Source organism: Pararhizobium sp. A13 (genome assembly GCF_040126305.1).
Lineage (GTDB): Bacteria > Pseudomonadota > Alphaproteobacteria > Rhizobiales > Rhizobiaceae > Pararhizobium.
Window position 1 is genome coordinate 3046891 of sequence record NZ_CP149510.1, and the last position, 19962, is coordinate 3066852.

The 19962-nt window shown below is 57.1% G+C and carries 17 protein-coding genes and 3 tRNA genes; 12 read left to right on the forward strand and 8 right to left on the reverse strand.

Annotated elements, in window-relative coordinates; translation table 11 throughout:
- The first annotated feature begins 78 nt into the window (after positions 1-78).
- Together WI754_RS15055 and recJ are read left to right on the forward strand one after the other, a co-directional pair.
- Positions 79-1401: a homoserine dehydrogenase gene (locus WI754_RS15055; protein WP_349434278.1), complete on the forward strand. Its 1323-nt coding sequence runs from the start codon at positions 79-81 to the stop codon at positions 1399-1401.
- Positions 1402-1525: 124 nt separating this feature from the next.
- Positions 1526-3328 carry a single-stranded-DNA-specific exonuclease RecJ gene (gene recJ, locus WI754_RS15060; protein WP_349434279.1) on the forward strand — a complete coding sequence of 601 codons (1803 nt, stop codon included), beginning with the start codon at positions 1526-1528 and terminating at the stop codon, positions 3326-3328.
- Positions 3329-3383: 55 nt separating this feature from the next.
- Here the strand turns inward: recJ and WI754_RS15065 are convergent.
- The 4 genes from WI754_RS15065 to WI754_RS15080 all read right to left on the reverse strand — a co-directional run bounded on the left by WI754_RS15065 (position 3384) and on the right by WI754_RS15080 (position 6035).
- Positions 3384-3458: transfer RNA gene (locus WI754_RS15065), tRNA-Glu, on the reverse strand.
- Positions 3459-3648: 190 nt separating this feature from the next.
- A tRNA-Glu gene (locus tag WI754_RS15070) sits at positions 3649-3723 on the reverse strand.
- 137 nt (positions 3724-3860) lie between these two features.
- Positions 3861-5225, reverse strand: a complete 1365-nt coding sequence (locus WI754_RS15075) for a D-Ala-D-Ala carboxypeptidase family metallohydrolase (protein ID WP_349434280.1) — start codon at positions 5223-5225, stop codon at positions 3861-3863.
- Positions 5226-5594: 369 nt separating this feature from the next.
- Positions 5595-6035: a VOC family protein gene (locus WI754_RS15080; protein ID WP_349434281.1), complete on the reverse strand. Its 441-nt coding sequence runs from the start codon at positions 6033-6035 to the stop codon at positions 5595-5597.
- Positions 6036-6231: 196 nt separating this feature from the next.
- Between WI754_RS15080 and WI754_RS15085 the strand changes: the two genes are divergently transcribed.
- The 7 genes from WI754_RS15085 (at position 6232) to WI754_RS15115 (ending at position 12658) form a co-directional block, all read left to right on the forward strand.
- Positions 6232-6810, forward strand: a complete 579-nt coding sequence (locus WI754_RS15085) for a cold-shock protein (protein WP_037123746.1) — start codon at positions 6232-6234, stop codon at positions 6808-6810.
- A complete protein-coding gene (locus tag WI754_RS15090; protein WP_349434282.1) occupies positions 6810-7295 on the forward strand; it encodes a DUF192 domain-containing protein in 486 nt (161 codons plus the stop codon). Before WI754_RS15085 ends, WI754_RS15090 begins: the two co-directional genes overlap by 1 nt.
- 87 nt (positions 7296-7382) lie before the next feature.
- Positions 7383-7459 (forward strand) — tRNA-Pro (locus WI754_RS15095).
- A 442-nt stretch (positions 7460-7901) separates the two neighbouring features.
- Positions 7902-9359 carry a hypothetical protein gene (locus tag WI754_RS15100; protein WP_349434283.1) on the forward strand — a complete coding sequence of 486 codons (1458 nt, stop codon included), beginning with the start codon at positions 7902-7904 and terminating at the stop codon, positions 9357-9359.
- Positions 9337-10155, forward strand: coding sequence for a hypothetical protein (locus WI754_RS15105; protein WP_349434284.1), 819 nt, complete (start codon positions 9337-9339; stop codon positions 10153-10155). Before WI754_RS15100 ends, WI754_RS15105 begins: the two co-directional genes overlap by 23 nt.
- A 152-nt stretch (positions 10156-10307) precedes the next feature.
- Positions 10308-11633, forward strand: coding sequence for a hypothetical protein (locus WI754_RS15110; RefSeq protein ID WP_349434285.1), 1326 nt, complete (start codon positions 10308-10310; stop codon positions 11631-11633).
- The gene (locus tag WI754_RS15115) at positions 11627-12658 is read left to right on the forward strand and encodes a hypothetical protein (protein WP_349437826.1); all 1032 of its coding nucleotides are present in this window, start codon (positions 11627-11629) and stop codon (positions 12656-12658) included. Before WI754_RS15110 ends, WI754_RS15115 begins: the two co-directional genes overlap by 7 nt.
- 4 nt (positions 12659-12662) lie before the next feature.
- Here the strand turns inward: WI754_RS15115 and WI754_RS15120 are convergent, their stop codons facing one another.
- The 4 genes from WI754_RS15120 to WI754_RS15135 form a co-directional block, all read right to left on the reverse strand.
- Positions 12663-13397, reverse strand: a complete 735-nt coding sequence (locus WI754_RS15120) for a thermonuclease family protein (protein ID WP_349434287.1) — start codon at positions 13395-13397, stop codon at positions 12663-12665.
- Positions 13343-14167, reverse strand: coding sequence for a hypothetical protein (locus tag WI754_RS15125; protein ID WP_349434288.1), 825 nt, complete (start codon positions 14165-14167; stop codon positions 13343-13345). Before WI754_RS15125 ends, WI754_RS15120 begins: the two co-directional genes overlap by 55 nt.
- Before the next feature lie 180 nt (positions 14168-14347).
- Complete coding sequence (locus WI754_RS15130) at positions 14348-15370, reverse strand: hypothetical protein (protein ID WP_349434289.1); 1023 nt, start codon at positions 15368-15370, stop codon at positions 14348-14350.
- Between the two features lie 161 nt (positions 15371-15531).
- Entirely contained in the window at positions 15532-16272 is a 741-nt protein-coding gene (locus WI754_RS15135) for a hypothetical protein (protein WP_349434290.1), read from the reverse strand.
- Positions 16273-16724: 452 nt separating this feature from the next.
- On the opposite strand from WI754_RS15135, the gene hxsB reads away from it, so the two are divergent.
- From hxsB to hxsA, 3 genes are read left to right on the forward strand one after another with little or no spacing between them, the layout of a single operon-like run.
- A complete protein-coding gene (gene hxsB, locus WI754_RS15140) occupies positions 16725-18134 on the forward strand; it encodes a His-Xaa-Ser system radical SAM maturase HxsB (RefSeq protein WP_349437827.1) in 1410 nt (469 codons plus the stop codon).
- Complete coding sequence (hxsC, locus tag WI754_RS15145; protein WP_349434291.1) at positions 18131-19219, forward strand: His-Xaa-Ser system radical SAM maturase HxsC; 1089 nt, start codon at positions 18131-18133, stop codon at positions 19217-19219. Before hxsB ends, hxsC begins: the two co-directional genes overlap by 4 nt.
- Positions 19216-19848: a His-Xaa-Ser repeat protein HxsA gene (gene hxsA / locus WI754_RS15150; protein ID WP_349434292.1), complete on the forward strand. Its 633-nt coding sequence runs from the start codon at positions 19216-19218 to the stop codon at positions 19846-19848. Before hxsC ends, hxsA begins: the two co-directional genes overlap by 4 nt.
- Positions 19849-19962 lie beyond the last annotated feature (114 nt).

A 19962-nucleotide genomic window follows, 5' to 3' on the forward strand; every position in this document is an offset into this window, starting at 1 on the left:
GCTGGTCTTTCCGGCACCCTCAAACATCCGCTCCGCCGCTTTGAGGCGGAGCGCTCTCGACATGTTAGGAAATCGTGAATGTCAGATGCCCTTAAAATCGGCATTGCGGGCCTGGGAACCGTTGGCGCCTCGCTCGTCCGTATTCTTCAGGAGCGCCATGAGCAGTTGGCGACGACATGCGGCCGGGCGATCGAGATCACCGCCGTCACGGCACGTGACAGGAACCGTGATCGCGGCGTCGACCTATCCGCCATGCGCTGGCATGACGATGCGTTGTCGCTGGCTGAGACGGCCGATATCGACGTCTTCGTCGAACTGATGGGCGGTGCCGGCGAACCAGCCTATTCCGCCGTCAAGGCAGCGCTGTCCCGTGGGCTTCACGTCGTCACCGCCAACAAGGCGTTGCTCGCCGCACACGGCATTGAGCTTGCCGGACTCGCCGAAGAGCATGGTGCGCTTCTGAACTACGAAGCCGCCGTCGCCGGTGGTATTCCGGTGATCAAGGCGCTCAGGGAATCGCTGACCGGCAACACGATTTCCCGTGTCTACGGCATCATGAACGGCACCTGCAACTACATCCTCACCAAGATGGAGAAGGAGGGGCTTTCCTTCGAGGCCTGCCTCAAGGAAGCGCAGCGCCTCGGCTATGCGGAAGCCGATCCGGCCTTCGATATCGAGGGCAACGACACCGCACACAAGCTCGCCATTCTGACCAGCCTTGCCTATGGCACGGCGATTGCCGCCGACGACATCTACCTCGAAGGCATCACCAACATCTCGATCGACGATATTCACGCGGCGGCCGATCTTGGCTACCGCATCAAGCTGCTCGGCGTTGCGCAACGCACCGAAAGCGGCATCGAGCAACGCGTCCACCCGACCATGGTACCGCTCGATTCGGTGATCGCCCAGGTCGACGGCGTCACCAACGCGGTGGCGATCGAATCCGATATTCTCGGCGAACTCCTGATGGTCGGACCCGGCGCCGGCGGCAATGCGACGGCGTCTGCCGTGCTTGGCGATATCGCCGACATTGCCAAGAGCCGACCGGGCGCCCAGCATGTGCCGGCCTTCGGCCGCCCCGTCACCGCGCTGCTCACCTACAAGCGCGCGCAGATTCAGAGCCATGAGGGTGGCTATTTCATCCGGCTGAAAGTCGTCGACCGGACCGGTGTCTTCGCGAAAATTGCGACGCATATGGCGGAAAATCACATCTCGCTCGAATCGATCGTCCAGCATTCGAAACATCCGGTCGAGACCGGCGAACCGCAGACGATCATCCTCGTTACCCATGCGACGACCGAACAATCGGTGCGCAAGGCTGTCGCCTCGATCAAGAGCGAAGGTTATCTCGTCGGTGATCCCCAGGTGATCCGCATTGAGCGCCCGAAGGCGGCCTGATACGCTCGTTTACGCACGTTTTGCGGCCCCATCCGGCAATCGACCCGGATGGGGCCGCTGTCGTTTCCGGTTTGCGGATGCCGCAAAACACGGGTACGAACGGTCAAGAAATCAAGGATGTACGATGAGCGACTTGGTAGATCCGATCCAGCGGGCTTTTCTCGGCGTCGAGCGCTCGGTGAGCGGGCAGCGCTGGGTGTCGCGGCTCGATCAGGCGGGACAGAACCGCGCGCTGGCCATCAGTCAGGTTCACGGCTTTTCCGATCTCATTGCCCGCGTGCTGGCTGGCCGCGGCGTAACGATGGACGACGCAGTCGCATTCCTCGAACCGACGATCCGCTCGCTGATGCCCGATCCCGATACCCTGACAGACTGCAGCAAGGCAGCCGGCCGCCTCTTCGCAGCAATCAGAAACCGTGAGAAGGTCGCCATCTTCGGCGACTACGACGTCGATGGGGCCGCATCATCCGCCTTGATGTTCCGCTTCCTGCGCCATTTCGGCGTCGAAGCCGAAATCTACATTCCGGATCGCATCTTCGAGGGCTACGGTCCCAATCCGGCGGCAATCAACCAGTTGATCGACAATGGCGCCCGACTGATTGTCACGGTGGATTGCGGTTCGACCAGCCACGAATCATTGGCGGCGGCCGAGGCGCGCGGGATCGATGTGGTCGTGATCGATCATCATCAGGTCGGGGCGCAATTGCCGCCCTGTGTGGCGCTGGTCAATCCGAATCGGGAAGACGATCTTTCAGGGCAGGGGCACCTCTGTGCTGCCGGCGTTGTGTTCCTCGTTCTCGTCAACGCCATGCGCCAACTGCGTGAAAGTGGAGACCGCCGGGTTGAGTCCTTCGATCTTCTTGCTCTGCTCGATCTCGTCGCGTTGGCGACCGTTTGCGATGTTGTGCCACTCAAGGGGTTGAACAGAGCCTATGTCGTGAAAGGGCTTGTTGCCGCCCGCCATATGCAGAATCCGGGGCTGTCGGCACTCTTTCGCAAGGCAGGGCTTGGCGGCCCTGTAACACCTTATCATTTCGGGTTCTTGATCGGCCCTCGAATCAATGCCGGCGGGCGTATCGGCGACGCGGCGCTTGGTAGTCGTCTGCTTACACTTGACGACGAAAACGTCGCCGAGCAGATCGCAGCAAGGCTCGATGAATTGAACCGTGAGCGACAGGCGATGGAAATTGCCATGCTGGCCGAGGCGGAGGCTGAGGCGCTGGCGGAATATGGCAACGGTGAATCCGCCTCCATCATCGTCACCGCGCGTGAAAACTGGCATCCCGGCATTGTGGGCTTGCTAGCGGCCCGGCTGAAGGAAAAATTCCGCCGTCCGGCCTTTGCCATTGCCTTCGATCCCAATGGCAAGGGAACTGGGTCGGGCCGGTCGATCAGCGGCTTCGACATCGGACGAATCGTCCGGGCCGCCGTCGATGCCGGTCTTCTGGTCAAAGGCGGCGGCCATGCCATGGCCGCGGGCTTGACGATCGAGCGCGCCAATCTCGGCAGGCTGCGGCATTTCTTCGAGGAAAAAGCTGAGACCGCCATCAAGGACCTCGTCTCTGCCGAAACGCTGAAGATCGATGGCGCATTGGGGGCGGCCGGTGCCAATCTGGCACTGATCGACCAGCTCGAGCAGGCAGGCCCGTACGGGGCCGGCCATCCGCAACCGGTCTTCGCCCTGCCGGCTCACCGTTTGCGCGATTCGCGGCAGGTCGGCGCCAACCATGTGAAGATCACGCTGGAGGGGCAGGACGGCTCCCGTGCCGAAGGCGTAGCCTTCAGAGCGCTTGAAACGCCTCTTGGCGATCTCCTGCTTTCGGGACGTGGCATGGCTATCCACGTCGCAGCGTCGATCTCAGCGGACCTGTGGCAGGGAACGCGGCGTGTGCAGCTGCGGGTAATCGACGCCGCAAAGGCGCTTTGAGCCGAGAGCCCCGCGGGCGGCAAATGTGTGTCAATATCGGGGGAACAGAGAACCATGGTACGCCCTAGGGGAGTCGAACCCCTCTTCCCAGAATGAAAATCTGGTGTCCTAACCGATAGACGAAGGGCGCATCAGTGGTGTGGGCGTCTTATAGTCAGACGCTTTGGATGCTGCAAGTGCTAAATCGCATTTTTTTTGAGGATTTTTCGCAGCAAAAACAGCGGCAAAAGAGAGGGCTTCTACGTCGTGCGGAAGCGCTCACCGGCGAGGCTTTCTCACCGGAAGCGCACATATTTCTATGTCGAGGGGGAGGTTCACAATGGTACGCCCTAGGGGAGTCGAACCCCTCTTCCCAGAATGAAAATCTGGTGTCCTAACCGATAGACGAAGGGCGCAGCCGTTGTGTGGGCGTCTTATAGTCAGGGGTTTTGAATACCGCAAGCGGCAATCTTCATTTTCCTGTAAAAAAGCCCTGTTAAAGAGGAATCTCTGGGGAAAAGAGAAAATACGCAATTAAAACAGTCACTTGGTATCAGGTTTTGCGGCGGCGGCAGCGCCAGTTCCAGTCGCGGGCCTCACCGGTATCGATATGGACCGATTCCGTGTGGCAATAGGTTCCGACGCCGCCGCGACCGGGAATAGTGCGCAGATAGTTGGCAAGATCCCATTTGCTGACGCCGGGCACCTGGATGTCGGCCGCTTGGCAGGTCGTGTGAAGGGAATACCGCCGGCCGCCGGCCCGTATGTTGTGTTTCACATCCCGCAGGCCCGACGTCACCATGATCTTGCGACCGTAATGGGTCTCGACCACCTTCAGAACCTGCAGCAGTTCCGGCCGGAAACAGCCGGTCTCCACGTTCTCCGTTTGCAGCCAGAGGCCGTTTGGCGCAAGCCGTGCCAAGCCGGGCAGGGCGGCCACTTCGACCGCGGCACTGTCGTCGTCATGGCCGGGCTGGGCATCGTCCACGGTCGCAAACATCGAAGTGGTCTGGACGCCGGGCAAGTCAGTAAAACCGAGTGCCGCGATCTGCTGCTGCGGCATATTGGCGGCGACAAGCGTCTTTTTTGCCGGCGCCTTGGCGAAACGATCGCCGTCAAACTGATTCCGGCTCTTGCGCTTGGCAGCGAACAGCGCCGCGAACGTCAGCGGCTTCTGTGTTGCATCCTGCTCGTCGCCGTCGTTTTCCGCGTTGCCAGACTCGGGAACAGCGGCGACGGCAACCGCCGTCGGATCCGCAGACGCGGTTTGCGTCGCCGCTGGCTGAGGCACGCTGCCTCCGTCCCGCATGGCGTTGCCACTCGACGGAATCGGCACGGCAACGGGAATGGCGGTGCCAACCTCGGCGCTTGCCACCTGCTGCGTTGCCGGAACGGCACCCTCGGTATTGGTCGCACCTTCAAGCGGCAGGGCTGCCGGATTGGCTGCGGGCTGGCCACTGTTGAAAAGGCTGTTTGTGGTCGGGTTGACGCCGGTTTGCTGCCCCACCGGCAACGGTGCATTGCCGGTTCCCGCGTCGGCGTTCTGCGCCGGGACAGGGACCGCATTCGGCGTCTGAACCGCAAAGATGCTGCTGGAGGTTGCCTTGACGCCAGTGCTTTGCATCGTCAGCGATGCCGGCTGACCGTCAGTGACCGCCGGAACCATCGCATTGGCCTCGACCGGGTCTGCGGCCTGTTGCTGCGTGTTGGCGCCAACGGCTGCCACCTGTTGGTCTTGATAGGCGGCGGGAACTGCCTGTTCCGCGTCGGCCGCCGCGATTTCGGGAACCGTCTGCTCCGTCGCCGCGGTTTCCTTCGCGGCCGACACACAACCGGAAAGGGCCATTGCCGAAATGGTCAGGGCGAGAGCACAGCCGAAACCGCGAATCGTCGCCGTCGTTAGCAGAACTTGACGCAACGTTGGATCCCCACTCAATGCGGGCCGGGCGACATATCGTTGCCGTCGTGGCCGATCATTTCGAAGTCGCAAACAGCATATCGTCGGCGCGATCCCTGTTGGGGTGTTCGCGCCGTTCTTGCGGTTTGACCGGTTCAACCGGAAGCAGGATGGGCATCGACCGTAAGGCGACTCAGATCCTGATCCCTTAACGTTTCGCGCGCACAATAGTGAACGCGTCGTTGTTTGTAAACCTGCGCTGACGCAGGCGGTGGTTGTCGCGCGGTTCCACGGGGAGGCCTCCACCAAGCTGATGGTTAAACTGCTCCGGAATGAACAGGCGATTTTCATATTTCGGTCTGATTATCGCCTGGTCCCATTGCGCGGGGCTTACCAGGCGCCCGTATTGCCCATCGATAGCCATGGCTCCTGCGGCGGCAGGTTTTCGCCCTTCTGCAGGATTTCGATCGAAATTCCGTCCGGCGAACGAACGAAAGCCATGTGCCCGTCGCGCGGCGGCCGGTTGACGGTGACACCGTTATCCATCAGGTGCTGGCATATCGCGTAGATATCATCGACCTCATAGGCGAGGTGACCGAAGTTGCGGCCGCCGGTGTAATCCTCGGTATCCCAGTTATAGGTGAGTTCCAGACAGGGAGACAGTTCCGCCTTCGCATGGTCGAGATCGCCGGGTGCCGCGAGGAAAACCAGGGTGAAACGGCCCTTCTCGTTCTCGTAGCGGCGGATTTCCACAAGGCCGAAAAGCGTGCCATAAAAGTGAAGTGCCGCGTCCAGATCTTTGACGCGAACCATCGTGTGCAGATAACGCATTGTAATGTCCCTGTTTTGCTGAAGATGAGCTATATTTAGCCGCAAGCCAGCCAGAGGCAAGGCTCGTGAGGTAGCTTTGATCGACGGCAAATTTCATCCGAGGGCTTGCGCAACCGCGGCGGGACGATGTTATTCTGACCGTCAAGAATCAGTTAACCGTAATGAATGTGACGCGTAAACGAGGGGCTGGCGGGTAATGGCGGACAGGATTTCACCGAAGGGCGTCACGCCGGATGATGACTTTGGCAATGACGCGCTTGATCTGATCGAAATCACCGGCGTGATCAAATGGTTCGACGTTGCCAAGGGGTTCGGCTTCATCGTGCCTGACAACGGCATGCAGGACGTGCTTGTTCATGTCACCTGCCTGCGCCGCGACGGCTATCAGACCGTCCTTGAAGGCGCCCGAGTCGTTGCCTTGATCCAGAAGCGCGACCGCGGCTACCAGGCTTTCCGCATCCTTTCGATGGATCAGTCGACGGCGGTCCACCCGTCGCAACTGCCGCCGGTCAAGACGCATGTTCAGGTGACGCCGACCAGTGGGCTGGAGCGGGTGCTCGTCAAGTGGTTCAACCGCACCAAGGGCTTCGGTTTCCTGACGCGCGGTGATGGCACCGAGGACATCTTCATCCATATGGAAACACTTCGTCGCTTTGGACTTACCGAACTGCGTCCCGGCCAGACCGTTCTGGTTCGCTTCGGCGATGGCGACAAGGGTCTGATGGCGGCCGAAATCCACCCAGACGTCCCGGCGCCGACCGGTCGGGCGCACTGATGCGGGCGCGCCTCCCGCGCCGTGCCGGAAGCGCCCTCGTGGCGCTTTTTTTATGGCTAGTTCCGTTTTGCGCCCCTGCAGCGGAGGTCACCTTCGACACGGCACCCCTGCAGATCATCGCCGCCGGCGGCAAGGTTTACAGGTTTACCGTCGAACTGGCGGTGGATAGCGATCAGCGCGCGCAGGGCCTGATGAACCGCCGTCACATGCCGCGGGATCGCGGCATGCTGTTCGATTTCGGTGAGACGCGCCGGGTGATGATGTGGATGAAGGACACCTACCTTCCGCTCGACATGCTGTTCATCGCCCGGGACGGCAAGGTCGAGGCGGTGCGTGAAAACGCAGTGCCCTTGTCCGAAGCCATCATCGATTCCCGTGTGCCGGTCGCCTTCGTTCTCGAATTGAACGCTGGTACTGTCAGCCGCCTTGGTCTTGCCCCCGGGGACATCGTCGACAGCCAGCGTATATCCGGCGCAAAGCCTTAGATCAGCATTCGCGCATGCGTTGGATTGCACAATTTAGCTATTGCAGGGGCTGGGGTAAGCGTGTATCTCCGCGCCATCGATGGGTCACGGAGTGTAGCGCAGCCTGGTAGCGCATCTGGTTTGGGACCAGAGGGTCGGGAGTTCGAATCTCTCCACTCCGACCATCGTCTTTCCCCTGCATCCTATACGGCGCAGACATTGGCTGCTTTAAGCTGCATAAACCCCACCGCCACAGATACGCCACAGATACAAATGTCGCTGCGTTTTGTCGCCTGATAAAACGCGCAAAGCATATTCACTGCCTTCAAGACCGATTCCGCCAGAGCGCCAGACTGGTCGTTCGTAGGGGCAGCCACATTTTTTCTCCACCATTTCCATAATCATGACTTCAATTGACAAGGAAATGACTATTTGCACCGTAGCACCTGCTCTTCCGAATTTAACTGCGCTGCGGATCGTAACGGCGTTTTCAAGGCAGTTTCACCCGGCAACTCGCGCGTCGCATCTCTGTTAACCCTTTCGAAACCATATTCTGGACCGCAAACAATCTATGCGATACCCAGTCGCTACCGCTAACCTATGGTAACCACGTCAGTTCGGGAAAAAATGGCCGCCCCTCGTTTTGAAGCACTGAACCGACTCTGGGAAACGGTCCGAGAGTCCAATCATGATTTTCGGTCCACGACCGATGTCTTTCCAATTATCGAAGTCGAGAAGGTCAGTCGCACCCTCGAACTCGTGGACCGGGGGACCGAGAGCGGCTCCACGAACCAGCCGCCAAAGGCTGCCCGGGCCCTTGATGATACCGAGCAGCGGATCGTGGCGAAGGTCGAAGCTGAGAAGAAGGCTTCTTATCAAATTCTGGAAGATCGGTTCGATCATTTTTCAGACCGTTTGAAGAGCCTCGATTTCCAAGGACAGTTCAGCCTCATACGCAGCGCGAACGCGAGCAGCCTTTCAGATTTTAAGGCGGAGGCGGTCAGGGGCGAAGACGAGCTTCATATTCTTCGCGACGATATGTTGGTTGCCGAGAACCAGCTCGTCAAATTCAAGCAAAAACACAATCTGGAACGTGCGGCGAAGATCACCACGTCTTCAATGTGGGCATTCAAGATTTCAGTCATCGTCTTCCTGGTCCTCATTGAAACCCTTATGAACGGCAAGTTTTTGGGGGAAGGCAGTTCGCAGGGCCTCGTCGGCGGCATTATCGAAGCGGTTGTCTTTGCGGTGGTGAACATCGGGTACGCACTCGCGCTTGGTCTTGGCTGTTCCAAACTGCTTGCCCACCGGTCTATCGTGTTCAAGTTGGGCGGGTATCTCACCTTCGCATTGTATGTCATCGTTGCAGTCGGCATCAATCTGGCCCTCGCGCATTACCGTGAGATCGCCGAGGTGAGTTTCGAAGGCGCTGGGACCGCAGTTATTGAACGATTGCGAACGAATCCAGCCGGGTTGACCGACCTGAAATCATGGTTGCTCTTCGGGCTCGGCCTTTTGTTCTCGATTGTGGCATTCGCTGACGCATGCATGATGACCGATCCATACCTCGGCTTCGCGTCGACAGAGAAGCAGCGGAACGTAAAACGCATTCGCTACCGGAGCCGGAAAGATCAGCTGATCGAAAACCTGACGGACATCCGCAACGACCACAACAACAAGGTCAACGACATCATTCGAGAACTGAGCAACCGCCGTCAGGATTTCCAGGCAACGATTGCCCACCGCGCTCGTGTGATCTCGCTGTTCAACGAACATCAAAATCAACTTGAGCAGGCTGCAAACTCGCTTTTAACCATCTATCGCGAGGCGAACCGAAAATCGCGGACGACCCCAGAGCCGAAGTATTTCATCACGTCATACAAGATGGACCGCTTGAATGCTGTTCCTCACGTGCATGAGGAATGGAACGACCAGGAGCTTGCGGCTGAAATTAACAAGCATCAACAAGAGCTGACAGAACAAGTGAAACGGATAGGGGAGGCATATTCAGACGCCATCGACCGTTTTCACCAGCTCGACACGATTTTCCCGGGGAACGTAAATGGCCAGACGCAGACAAAGTAGCTCAGAGAGTAACACGGGCTTGATTATCGGGACGATCCTGTTCGGCCTCGGTTCGATAGCGTTGGTCGGCACGTTTTTCTGGTTCCAGGCCGTGGCCGATTCCAAACCAAAATTGGACAAGGTGACGATGTGCCCCGAGACCGGCCCGAAGGCGATCACGGCGATGCTTCTTGATGTCACCGATCCCATTTCCGACGTCACGGCTCTCGATCTCCGCAACCAATTCCAGGATATCGTGAAGTCGGTTCCGGAGGGCGGTCTGATCCAGGTCTATGCGTTGACCGATAAGCAAGGAGAGCTTGGCCAGACCTTCAGCGGCTGCAACCCAGGGGACGGTTCAAGCGAAGATGACATCACCGGGAACAAACGTCTGGCAAAGGAGCGATGGGAAAAGGGCTTCCAGAAACCCTTGGATGAGATCGCAGGGAAGATCGGCAAAGGGACTGCAGGCAAACAGTCGCCGATCATGGCGGGTATTCAGAACATCAATTTGAATGTTTTTGGTTCCCCGCAGTATCGCGACATTCCAAAAGAAATGGTCGTTGCCTCGGACCTGATCGAGCATACCAGCGCCTTTTCGATGTACGCTGATGGCGCTGACTTCCAGAAATTTCAAAAATCTCCAGCCCGCGAGCAGTTTCGAACAGCCCTCAACGGCACGGAAATCCGCCTTTTGGAGTTCCAAAGGCCCGGGCTGAAATTTGACTCCATGCAGTTGGCCGAATTCTGGACCGCTTGGATCAAGGTCAACGACGGGCAGATGGAAAGATTCACCCGTTTGGAAGGGATGAACTGATGATCAGCCGGGAAAAGCTACAGAGCTTCGTCCGCCACAAGGGACCGCTCATTGTCTTCGCGGCGCTGACTTTCGGCGGCATGATATTCATCTGGACGGCAAAGACGTTCGAATGGAATACCTATGTCGTTACGGCGGTCCCGATCTGCCTGATGCTCTTCTACTTCGGGCTGTCGTTCATTGCCAACGGCCTTAGGCTTCACAACGAGCAGGCGGGTGACAACCTCTATTACATGGGGTTTCTTTATACCCTCTCAAGTCTCGGCGTTTCGCTTTATAGGTTTTCCGGTGAGGCATCTATCGACGATATCGTTCGAAACTTCGGTATCGCGGTCACGTCGACAATCGTTGGCATTACGCTGCGCATTCTGTTCAACCAGATGCGCCGCGACCCACTGGATATTGAGCGAAGCGTTCGCCACGAACTCGCCGAGATGACACGGCGGGTGAGGACCGAACTCGATTCATCGGCCCGCGAGTTCTCCAGCTATCGTCGCACGAGCAGCGAGATGCTTTCCGAGGGTTTTGAGGAGATCGCGCGCCAGGCCGAGAAGAGCGGCGAAGCTGTCCAGAAGGCAATCGAGGCCGTGTCCCGCGAGGCTATACGCCCGATCCAGGAAGCTGCGGAAAAGCTGGCCGTCATCATGGATGCCAACAACAAGATCGTCGAAGATCGCGCCAAGGCCAACAACGAACTGGCCGAGGCTGCCCTTGCCAAGCTGAACGAAACGTCGACCAACCTGACAGGGATCATCGTTTCCTTTGGCGGGCACGTAGAAGCCGCTAGCGAACGACTGGCTGCTATGCGCCTTCCGGAAGACGTGATCAAGGTCGAATTGACCCCCGTTCTGGCGGCGATTGCGGACCTCGGGAAACTTCAGGCAAAACGGCTTGATGAAACGGCGGCGAATACGAGAGAGCAGGCCGACCGAATGACCCAGGCCTTGCAGCCGTTGGATCGCCTTCCGGAACGCTTGGACGCATCGCTAAAACCCTTGGACAAGCTTCCTGAAGCAATGCGTGCGGGATACCAGGCCATGGATCAGGTCCCGGCCAAGATCGAAGCCTCGCTCAAAGTGTTCGAAGGAATCGGGGATAAAATCGATCTTGCTCTCAAGCCCTTGAGCGGTGTCGCGAAAAGGGTCGGCAACGCCGTCGATCTCTTGGATAAGGCTTCCACCAAAATTGGCGATACAACAGCGACGCTGGAAAAGAGCGCCAAGAACGCGACCAGGCAGCATGATGCGCCCGATCTCTTCCAAACGTCCCAATTCGCATCGCCTAGCAACGGGACGAGCGCAGTTATCGAGGCAATGACCGAGCCAAAGGGTGATCCAATCATCCTCGACGGCCACCCATCAATCCAGACCCCAACTTCGGAGCCAGCTGTCTTGGCGTCGGAGGTACCGGCAACCGAACCGTCGCAAACGGCGGATATGGCCAAGCAACCTGAACAGAAGAAGCGTTGGCGATGGTAGATTATGCGGAACCGGCGACGAAGCTTGAACACAAGGGATACAATCGGGGCCTGATCCTTGGCCTGACCATGGCTGAATCCATGCTGTTGCTGGTTTTCTGTCTCCTGCTTGTGGCGGCAGCGATCATCAACGCGGAGCGAACGAAAGCGCGTGATGCCGAAAAGGCATTGGAAAAGACTAAGATCGAAATGGCCTCGCTCAGAACCAAGGACAAGCAGGCTGAAGAGGCCGCGAAGCAACTGAGGGACAAGCTCGCTGCACTGGAGAACCAGCTCCGGTCTGTCAGTCTTATTCCAGCTGACCGTGCGAAGTTCGAAAAGGAATGGCGCGATCTTGTCGATGCCAATACCGAACTCCAGCGTTTGAAGAAGGAGGGGGTCACTGCTGAAAAGTTGGCTGAACTCCAAAGGGCTGCGGACGCGCTCCAGGCAACGGTCACTGTGCTGAAGGACAGTGGTCTTTCAACCACGGATGCCAAGGTGCTTGCGGACCGATTAAAAGTCCTTTTGGAGAATGAGCAAAAACAGGCTCAATCCAAACCACACGAGTGGCCGCCGATCATCAATCTGAGTGAGGCCGGAGGATATTTCTTCCAGTCTGGTAGCGCAGAACTGGCGGGGCCATTTGAAGAAAAGCTGCGTGGGTCCATTTCCGACCAGATCGCGCAGAGCCTTGAGCAGTATCAGGTCGATATCATTGAGGTCATCGGCCATACTGACGAGCAACCGATTTCACGGGCGACCTCCAATCTCGATCAGAGCTTTATCGCCGTGCTCGCAGGCAAGAAGCCGATTTCGGGGGTCCTACCTGCTGACAATGCTGGCCTTGGCCTGGCCCGGGCAATCGCAGTCGCTAATGTTCTGAAGGCGGATGGTAAGTTGAAAGGGGCTACGATTCTTCCGATGTCAGCGGCTCAGCTGGTGCTCCCAGGCGACACTCTGACGACAGGGCAAGCGGGCAATGTTGAATCCCGCCGCCGTATCGAAATCCGCATCCGCCGTCGCAATGCGTCGATAACTCCGTAGTCGGTCAGCGCCCCCAGAAGGGCGCTCTCCATCCGGCTTCTACGGCTTCCTTCTCGGTGCAGAACCAGCGCTCGCCCTGTTTGATACTGACCTTCGTGCGCCCGTACCAAGGTGACCAGGGCGCGTGGTAGATGTGACCGTTGTCTGAAATGTTGCCCTTGATCGGGCAACCGTCGGGCGCGGCCTGCTTTGCAACGTCCCATTTATGGGCGCGATAATCCCAAGGCGCTTCGGTCTCCGCCTGCCAGATGCCAACGTGGTTCTGATGAGCGATTTCTTCCAGGTCCGCGTAGTCCTCTGAATATTTGCGGAACGCCCATGCGTGTCCGGTCTGGACCATGGCGGCATTGAGGTTCGTCGACCCAACCTTGCAAACACCGATGGTCCGACCGTAACCATCTTGGCCACGATTGTCGCACGAGACGTCCTTGCCAAGAGCAAGAGCTTCCATCGCTGCTATCGCTTCCTGCCCGCAAGCCCAAGCTTTTCCATTTGCAGAATTGCACTTTTGTCCCGCCTCGGGAGCGTCGATACCGTGAAGACGATAGACGACGCCGGAAACCTCCACGGTGTCGCCGTCGACGACTCGAATGCTCGAAGATGCCTGGAGCGCAGACGTATATAGCCCGACAATGAGCGACCCGAAGATTAAAGCCCTCACTTGGCCTCCGATGCTGGTTGTGATCACTTCCACTTCGCCGCCCAGTTTCGAAGCGCTGCTCTTGGCCTCTCCGGCCATGACTTGACCTCCGGATTCACCTTAATCTTCTGCCCGGACGGCTTCCAAGCGAGGTAAATGGTTTTGTGAGGGATATCCGCGATGACGATGGCTTCTTGGTCTAGGCACATGTGGCGGGAACAAGAGGTGCCCACGAAAAGATCGCCATCATATTTGCCGGAGCCAACACCCATCAAGATGTCATTCACCAGCGTAGCGTCAGGTCCTGCCAATCGAGTTATCTCTTCGTTCAGCTCTGCATAGTCGAGCAGGTCTGCGGGGTGAGAGGCGGTTCGCTCCCGTAGTTGAGGCCACCCTTTCGATACGTCGGCAACAAAAGCTGCGCTCTCCGCTTCCTTGATGCCGTCAGACGGCGTCCATGTCCACCGTTTGCCGGGTTCATTCGGAGTGGGAGCGGTCGATAACGTCAAGGCGATATCAGACGCTTCCACTTTGACACCAAAACAAGTGTCCAACGGCCCATCGAGACGAGGGGATTCGTTTCGCGGAAAGGAAACAATAAATGGAGCCCCTTCGCATGCGTTTCCGCCCCCCGACGATGTTCCCACCACGGTAGGTGTGCCATTGATGACGTAAATTTCATCGAGGTCGAGGTAATAGTTGCGAAGAACTTCGCGTTCATCAATCTCAAGTTTAAATTGGTCGCCAGATGGAGAGATCGAAACCTGGTGGCCGAAAAGGGTCATTGCGAATGGAGACGAACTGGCAACCGTCGCGTAAACAAACATTGGCACTGCAGCAACCAGTGCGAACCAGGGAGATTTTGGCATTTTGGGTATCCAAAAATATCGGGGTCTGTGTATTCTATTGTAAGGTCTCAAAAGCAATCATGACTCGCAGCTCTCTCGCATAACTGGCTGATAAGGCTTTGTTTTTTGCCTTAGAAGATCAGAGTCTCAGGTCAGGGCCATTATAGGATGTTGGCTTGCTCGCGTTTCGATCAACAATTTTTAAGATCGACCCAGTTCACCAGCCTTGGGCCTTCCAATTGCCTTGAGCCTACCCAGACCGAGTCTTTCGATAAGCTGCTTTTCACGTGCACGCCATCTTAATATTTTCTGTGCCTGGTCGAATCCAAAGGCAAATAGCCGAGGGTTTTTGTCGACATGCAGGGGCACGGTTCCGTCAGCGAGACCTTGCAAACGATTGACATGCTCGCTGTCGATGCCGACGACGCCAAGTTCGGTTCGGAGCCGGGCCAGTCTGAGATTGAATGCACAGACATTGCGGAACGCCGCAAGGAGTTCGGCTTCTCGCTTCAATATTTGATCCTCGTAGCGATCAAGCTGCTCAAAGACCTCATCGTTGAACAGCTGTGCGTTGCTGTAGTGCTTGGCCTCCCAAAAGACCAATGCGTAGCCCCCGGCAGCTTCCTCAAGGCGTACGATGTCAATGCGATCCTGCATTCTTCCCTGTCGTTGCTCCGTGGTCGTTGGGACGCTGTCCGCCGGGGGCGCGTTGTCCCTCATCAGGGCGACCTCGACATCGACAACCAGTGGGTCGTCCTTGATTGCTCGGTAAACACCGAAGTTCTCCATCCCGGAGTAGTAAGTGGCGGCCTTCTTGATTTGCTGAAGGGAAACACCCTCCCGGTATCGCCCTTGCATATAGGCGCTCGGCTCATACGCAAAATCTGACTTCCGCAGATTGATATATGGGCTCTTAGGAACGTCGATCATGAGGTATTTGACGTGTGTCTGCGCTTCAATGTCGTCGCCACTAAAATCGATGCGATAGATCAGAGCGCCTTGGTGGTAGACATCGATGCGGTCATTGCGAAGCGCGAAGAAAAGATCGCGATCCTTGAGTGCATCGCGCAGCCATGCGCCGTCGGGACCAGAAACAGCTGTTTCGAGCAGTCCTATTTTCTCGTCATTGATAAAACGAGTGAATCGCCACGCTGCGCTATCCATCGAAGCCCCTTTTTTTTGAACGTCGTGAATTGAACCGTTGCTCGTCATCAAGGCGGACAATGGGGTATCACAACCACGATGGCTAGGGATATCGAAACACGCTCGCGAGACAGTTGTGAAGAGGTGAAGAATTAGAGCCGTGGTTACCACCACCTGATACTTCACGGCACGTCGTCATGTTCATTACGCTTGAGGACGCCGACGATTAATGTGTTGGGCTGTCATCGCGGTTCGGTCTGATAGGCCACCTGAGCCACCACCTTCGTCGCGTCGCCACGCCCCTTGTACCTACCGATGAGTTGGCCCTTTTCCTCCGCCACTGGTTCGTCAACTCGGTGAAGGTCCCATTTTTTGTCGGAAGTAGGCGTTAGACGGTACGTCCGCCCATTCGTTCGACAATACCACTGTGATGCTTTTCCCAGTTGAGTCCACTTACAATCAGCACCAGATAGTAGCCGCTGTTCCGCCATCAAACGCTCCTCCTCGCGCATCCGCCTATATCGTTGCTCACGCTCTAGACGGAGACGTTCTTCCTCGCGCTCAACGTGCTCTGCTAAAAGTCCGATTATAGCGGGAAGCTCAGTACCGTCGGCTTTTTCTCTAGCGAACAACGCAAGGCAGCCATCTTTTAGATCATCGTTCGGATACGAGGCGTAAGGTTCCTCCTCGAATGCTCTTAATCTCTGCGCGACATCGGTCATCGTGAGAGACGGACCAGGCAGCCCGTTTAAGTATTCCCGTAAATCGTCAATTGGAATCCAACACCCGAGCGCAGACTTCAGCAGTGTTTCTCGCTCACCTTCCCATTTTTGCCAGATGCCGCTCTGGCGATCCAAGCGTTTCACAATGACCTTCGCCACGTTTATCAAAGAGTGCGGGTCACGAAGATGGCGAAGAGACGGGCTCTTCACGTAGTCGTCCAGAATGCCCTTCACTGCCCAAATGCGATCATCATTTGTCATGAGCGCCAGCTTTCCACCTCTTCCAACCAACATCTCCCATCCCAAGATGTCCTCCTCGTGGCATATTCTCCACCCCGCGCTGCGCACCACCACGACGGTGTTCAACATACCGCGAACAAAACTCTTGCGCGAACGCGCACTCTGCTACAGCTTAAGAGCCAGAGAAGCTTATTGCGGTGGGGGCTGGCAATGCTGGATCAACCAGGGCAGCGTGCTTGCAAAATGGCCATAGGCCCAGAGTTTCGGCCATATCTTTTCGACGCCATCATGCGCTTTTCCTATCTGCATCCGTCGGTTCGGGTGGCCGTCGATACTGATGTGATGCTTACTGGAGGGGAAGGCACTGACGTGGCTGACCTTATCCGAGATTTCCATTTCACTCTTTGTCGACAGAAAATCTACGCCGAAACTCTGCCGCTGCGGCGAACTCTCATCGAGAGTGTGATGGGCAGATGACCGTCTTCCCACTGAAATTTAGGCCTTCTAGCGATGGCGCGTTGCTCTTCGCAGACGACGCAGGCGGGTATTTCAAAGCCGACAACGCTTTTCTGGAACGCTATGTGGGAGACAGGCTCAACCCCGGCGACAGACGGTTCCTCAGTGAGAACGGCCACTCCTTCGAAGAGATCGATGATCTGGCGTATACCGGCTTCGCCTACCGGTGGGCCAACCGGCTCTACGCGCCGACCGAACTAGATTACGTCATCCTCGTTCCGACGTTGCGCTGCAACCTTGCCTGCGGCTATTGCCAGGTATCTCGGGTCAACGAACAGACGCCCGGTTTCGACTGGGACGAAAGCACGTTGAGCGCGGTCTTTGCTTTTCTCGACAATCTCCCGACGAACCGACTAAAGGTCGAGTTCCAAGGCGGTGAGCCGCTTCTGAAATTGGACATGCTGCAGCGGGTTCGCGATTTCTGTCGCAATCGCTTCGCCCAGACCGAATTTGTCGTTTGCACAAATTTGCAGACGGTCAGCGATGAGGCTTGGGCGTTCCTGTCGGAGCGGGATACGTTCATCAGTACGTCCCTCGATGCCAATGCGCAGACACATCAGCGCCAGCGCACCGTGACTTCGGAGAGAACAAACGAGTTTTTAGACAACTTGCGCCGGGCCGTCGATGGGTTCGGGGCGGGGAAAGTCTCGGCGCTTCCAACGCTCGATATTCGGAATTTGCCCGATCCCACGTCGGTTATCGAGAGCTTTTTGTCATTCGGCTTGCGGTCCATCTATCTGCGACCGGTCAACTACCAAGGCTTCGCCCGCAAGCGTTTTGCCGCCAAGGACACGACGGCTGCCTGGAATGCCTATCATTCGACCTTCATCGATGCGCTCATCGAACACAATTGGACCGCCGCAGAGCCGGTTGAGGAATACTATTTCTCCCACTGTTTACGGCGTGTGCTTCGGTCCGGCCACAATGGACATGTTGATCTGCGGAACCCGAATATCCTGGGGCGCAGCTATCTTGCTATCGACTACGACGGTACCTTCTATCCAACCGATGAGGCCCGAATGGTTACCCGCGTCGGCCAGCTCGACCTGTCGATGGGAAACGTTCACACCGGCCTGGACAGGGCTGCCGTCGATGCACTCAACGACGAGGCTTCTAACAATTTTCACCCTGACTGCATCCACTGCCCTTATCAGGCTTATTGCGGAGTGGACCTGGTCGATGACCTGTCGCGCTATGGCCGCATCGATGTGCCAAAGCACCTCACGGATTTCTGCCAGCGGCACACACACATCTTCGACAAGGTTTTTGAACTGATCTATTCCACTGATCCAAAGGCGCAGAAATCTCTGGCGCTTTGGGCGGGGATGCCTGAATACGAACCCGCGCTGGCGAAGGTCCATCAATGATCGACCTTCGGCTAAAAATCGATCCATTGCCGATAGTCGAGCCGTTGGTGCTGCGGCTATGTGAAAGCGAGCGGACCGATCCTTCCGGGCACGATGCTCATCTCATCCGACGGGAACGAGACTATCGCGAGTACGAATATCTCGGCTTTTCAGTTCTGGTTCACGCCACCGAAGATATGCCGCTGGATGGCGATGTGCTTCTGATCGTGCCAGGGCAGGGGAGTGCGCACCGGCTCATTCGAGCCTCGTCAAAACACAACACGCTGCTGGTAACAGAACAATGCGATCAGCTGTGTGTCATGTGCTCGCAGCCGCCGAAAAAGCATCATGTCGATCTCTTCGACCAGTTCGCTATTGCCGCGACGTTGGCCCCATCTGGAGCCTATATCGGGATATCCGGCGGTGAACCGCTGCTGCACAAGGATCGGTTATTCGAATTTCTGGCGTCTGCGGCCTCCGCTCGCCCTGACCTGCGTTTCCATGTTTTGACCAACGCGCAGCATTTCGAGCCGGACGACGTCGGCCGCCTCGATGCAATCGGCCTTGATCGCGTCCTGTGGGGTGTTCCCCTCTATGCGTCTGAAGCCGAACTGCACGACCACATCGTGGGCAAACCAGGAGCGTTTCACCGACTGGAGCGCAACCTTTCTCTTCTGACGCGTGCCGGAGCTTCCGTTGAGTTGCGAACGGTGGTGACCCAGCAGAACTGGGAGAACCTGCGAGGCCTGGCGAACTACGTCGTCAATCGGACGCCGTTCGTTTCTGTGTGGGCACTGATGCAACTCGAACGGATCGGCTACGGCCGGATGAATTGGCACAAGACGTTCCGGGACACGTCCGCAGACTTTACGATGATCAGGGCGGCGATCAATTTGGCAACCGCGAAGGGGGTCGCCGTCTCCCTGTTCAATTTTCCGCTTTGCTCGGTCCCGGAACCGTACCGCCAATTCGCGCCATCGACGATCTCGGATTGGAAGCGAAAATATCTCGATTTCTGTGAAGGTTGCTCCGCTCGCTCAGCTTGTGGTGGTTTTTTTGAGTGGTATAGTCACACCGAGGGGTTTAGTGAGCTGGGGCAAATATGAAAAAAGGGTTGTTCCTTATACCGTCGTTTCTGGCGGCGGGATTCCTGCCGTCCAAGTCTGACGCGGCTCCGGCGACGGGGCTGGTTGCGAAGAAAACCGTCTCTGTTTCAATCTTCGAACGCTTGCGGCTCAACCACGTTTATACCCTTGCCGGGCATCGCTCACATTCAAGCCACAGGTCCCATTCCAGTCATTCTAGTCACCGCTCATCGAACGGCGGCAGCTACGTCACTCGAAGCCTGCCATTATACGACCCTACGCCGGTCATACCGAAACGACGGGTTTACCAAGCCCAGCCGGACACGTATCAGCTGGTGCCGAATACCAACCAGGTATATCAGGCGACGCCGAATACCAGCTCAACGGATTCTGATCCGACCTACTATCCGCCGATTCCACAAACGCAGGGGACCAAAGTCCTGCCGGGGAATTCCGACAAGTTTCGGCAAATCGTCATCCAGGTTCAAAACGCATTGAGCCTATATGGCTACTACCAAGGCGTCATTGACGGGAAAATTGGACCGCAATCGAAAGTAGCGCTGGCGAAGATGCAAGAGGATTACGGTCTGAAGGTCACCGGTACGATAACGCCTGAGGTTCTCAACGCGTTGAATATCAGGGCCTATTAATGGCTACGGCTGATTTGATCCATATCGCGCCACGTGCAGGTACTATGGCGGCTCTTGCGATGTTTGATCACGTTAACCTGACAGGATGCCATCGACCTTTATCTATCCTGGATC

What these genes read in the sequence shown, in the direction of transcription:
- WI754_RS15120 (WP_349434287.1), bottom strand. Translation starts at nt 13,397, where the DNA reads ATGGCCGGAGAGGCCAAGAGCAGCGCTTCGAAACTGGGCGGCGAAGTG.
- WI754_RS15090 (WP_349434282.1), top strand. Translation starts at nt 6,810, where the DNA reads ATGCGGGCGCGCCTCCCGCGCCGTGCCGGAAGCGCCCTCGTGGCGCTT.
- hxsA (WP_349434292.1), top strand. Translation starts at nt 19,216, where the DNA reads ATGAAAAAAGGGTTGTTCCTTATACCGTCGTTTCTGGCGGCGGGATTC.
- WI754_RS15135 (WP_349434290.1), bottom strand. Translation starts at nt 16,272, where the DNA reads ATGACAAATGATGATCGCATTTGGGCAGTGAAGGGCATTCTGGACGAC.
- WI754_RS15080 (WP_349434281.1), bottom strand. Translation starts at nt 6,035, where the DNA reads ATGCGTTATCTGCACACGATGGTTCGCGTCAAAGATCTGGACGCGGCA.
- WI754_RS15100 (WP_349434283.1), top strand. Translation starts at nt 7,902, where the DNA reads ATGGCCGCCCCTCGTTTTGAAGCACTGAACCGACTCTGGGAAACGGTC.
- WI754_RS15105 (WP_349434284.1), top strand. Translation starts at nt 9,337, where the DNA reads ATGGCCAGACGCAGACAAAGTAGCTCAGAGAGTAACACGGGCTTGATT.
- WI754_RS15125 (WP_349434288.1), bottom strand. Translation starts at nt 14,167, where the DNA reads ATGCCAAAATCTCCCTGGTTCGCACTGGTTGCTGCAGTGCCAATGTTT.
- recJ (WP_349434279.1), top strand. Translation starts at nt 1,526, where the DNA reads ATGAGCGACTTGGTAGATCCGATCCAGCGGGCTTTTCTCGGCGTCGAG.
- WI754_RS15110 (WP_349434285.1), top strand. Translation starts at nt 10,308, where the DNA reads ATGCTCTTCTACTTCGGGCTGTCGTTCATTGCCAACGGCCTTAGGCTT.
- hxsC (WP_349434291.1), top strand. Translation starts at nt 18,131, where the DNA reads ATGATCGACCTTCGGCTAAAAATCGATCCATTGCCGATAGTCGAGCCG.
- WI754_RS15085 (WP_037123746.1), top strand. Translation starts at nt 6,232, where the DNA reads ATGGCGGACAGGATTTCACCGAAGGGCGTCACGCCGGATGATGACTTT.
- WI754_RS15055 (WP_349434278.1), top strand. Translation starts at nt 79, where the DNA reads ATGTCAGATGCCCTTAAAATCGGCATTGCGGGCCTGGGAACCGTTGGC.
- WI754_RS15115 (WP_349437826.1), top strand. Translation starts at nt 11,627, where the DNA reads ATGGTAGATTATGCGGAACCGGCGACGAAGCTTGAACACAAGGGATAC.
- hxsB (WP_349437827.1), top strand. Translation starts at nt 16,725, where the DNA reads ATGACCGTCTTCCCACTGAAATTTAGGCCTTCTAGCGATGGCGCGTTG.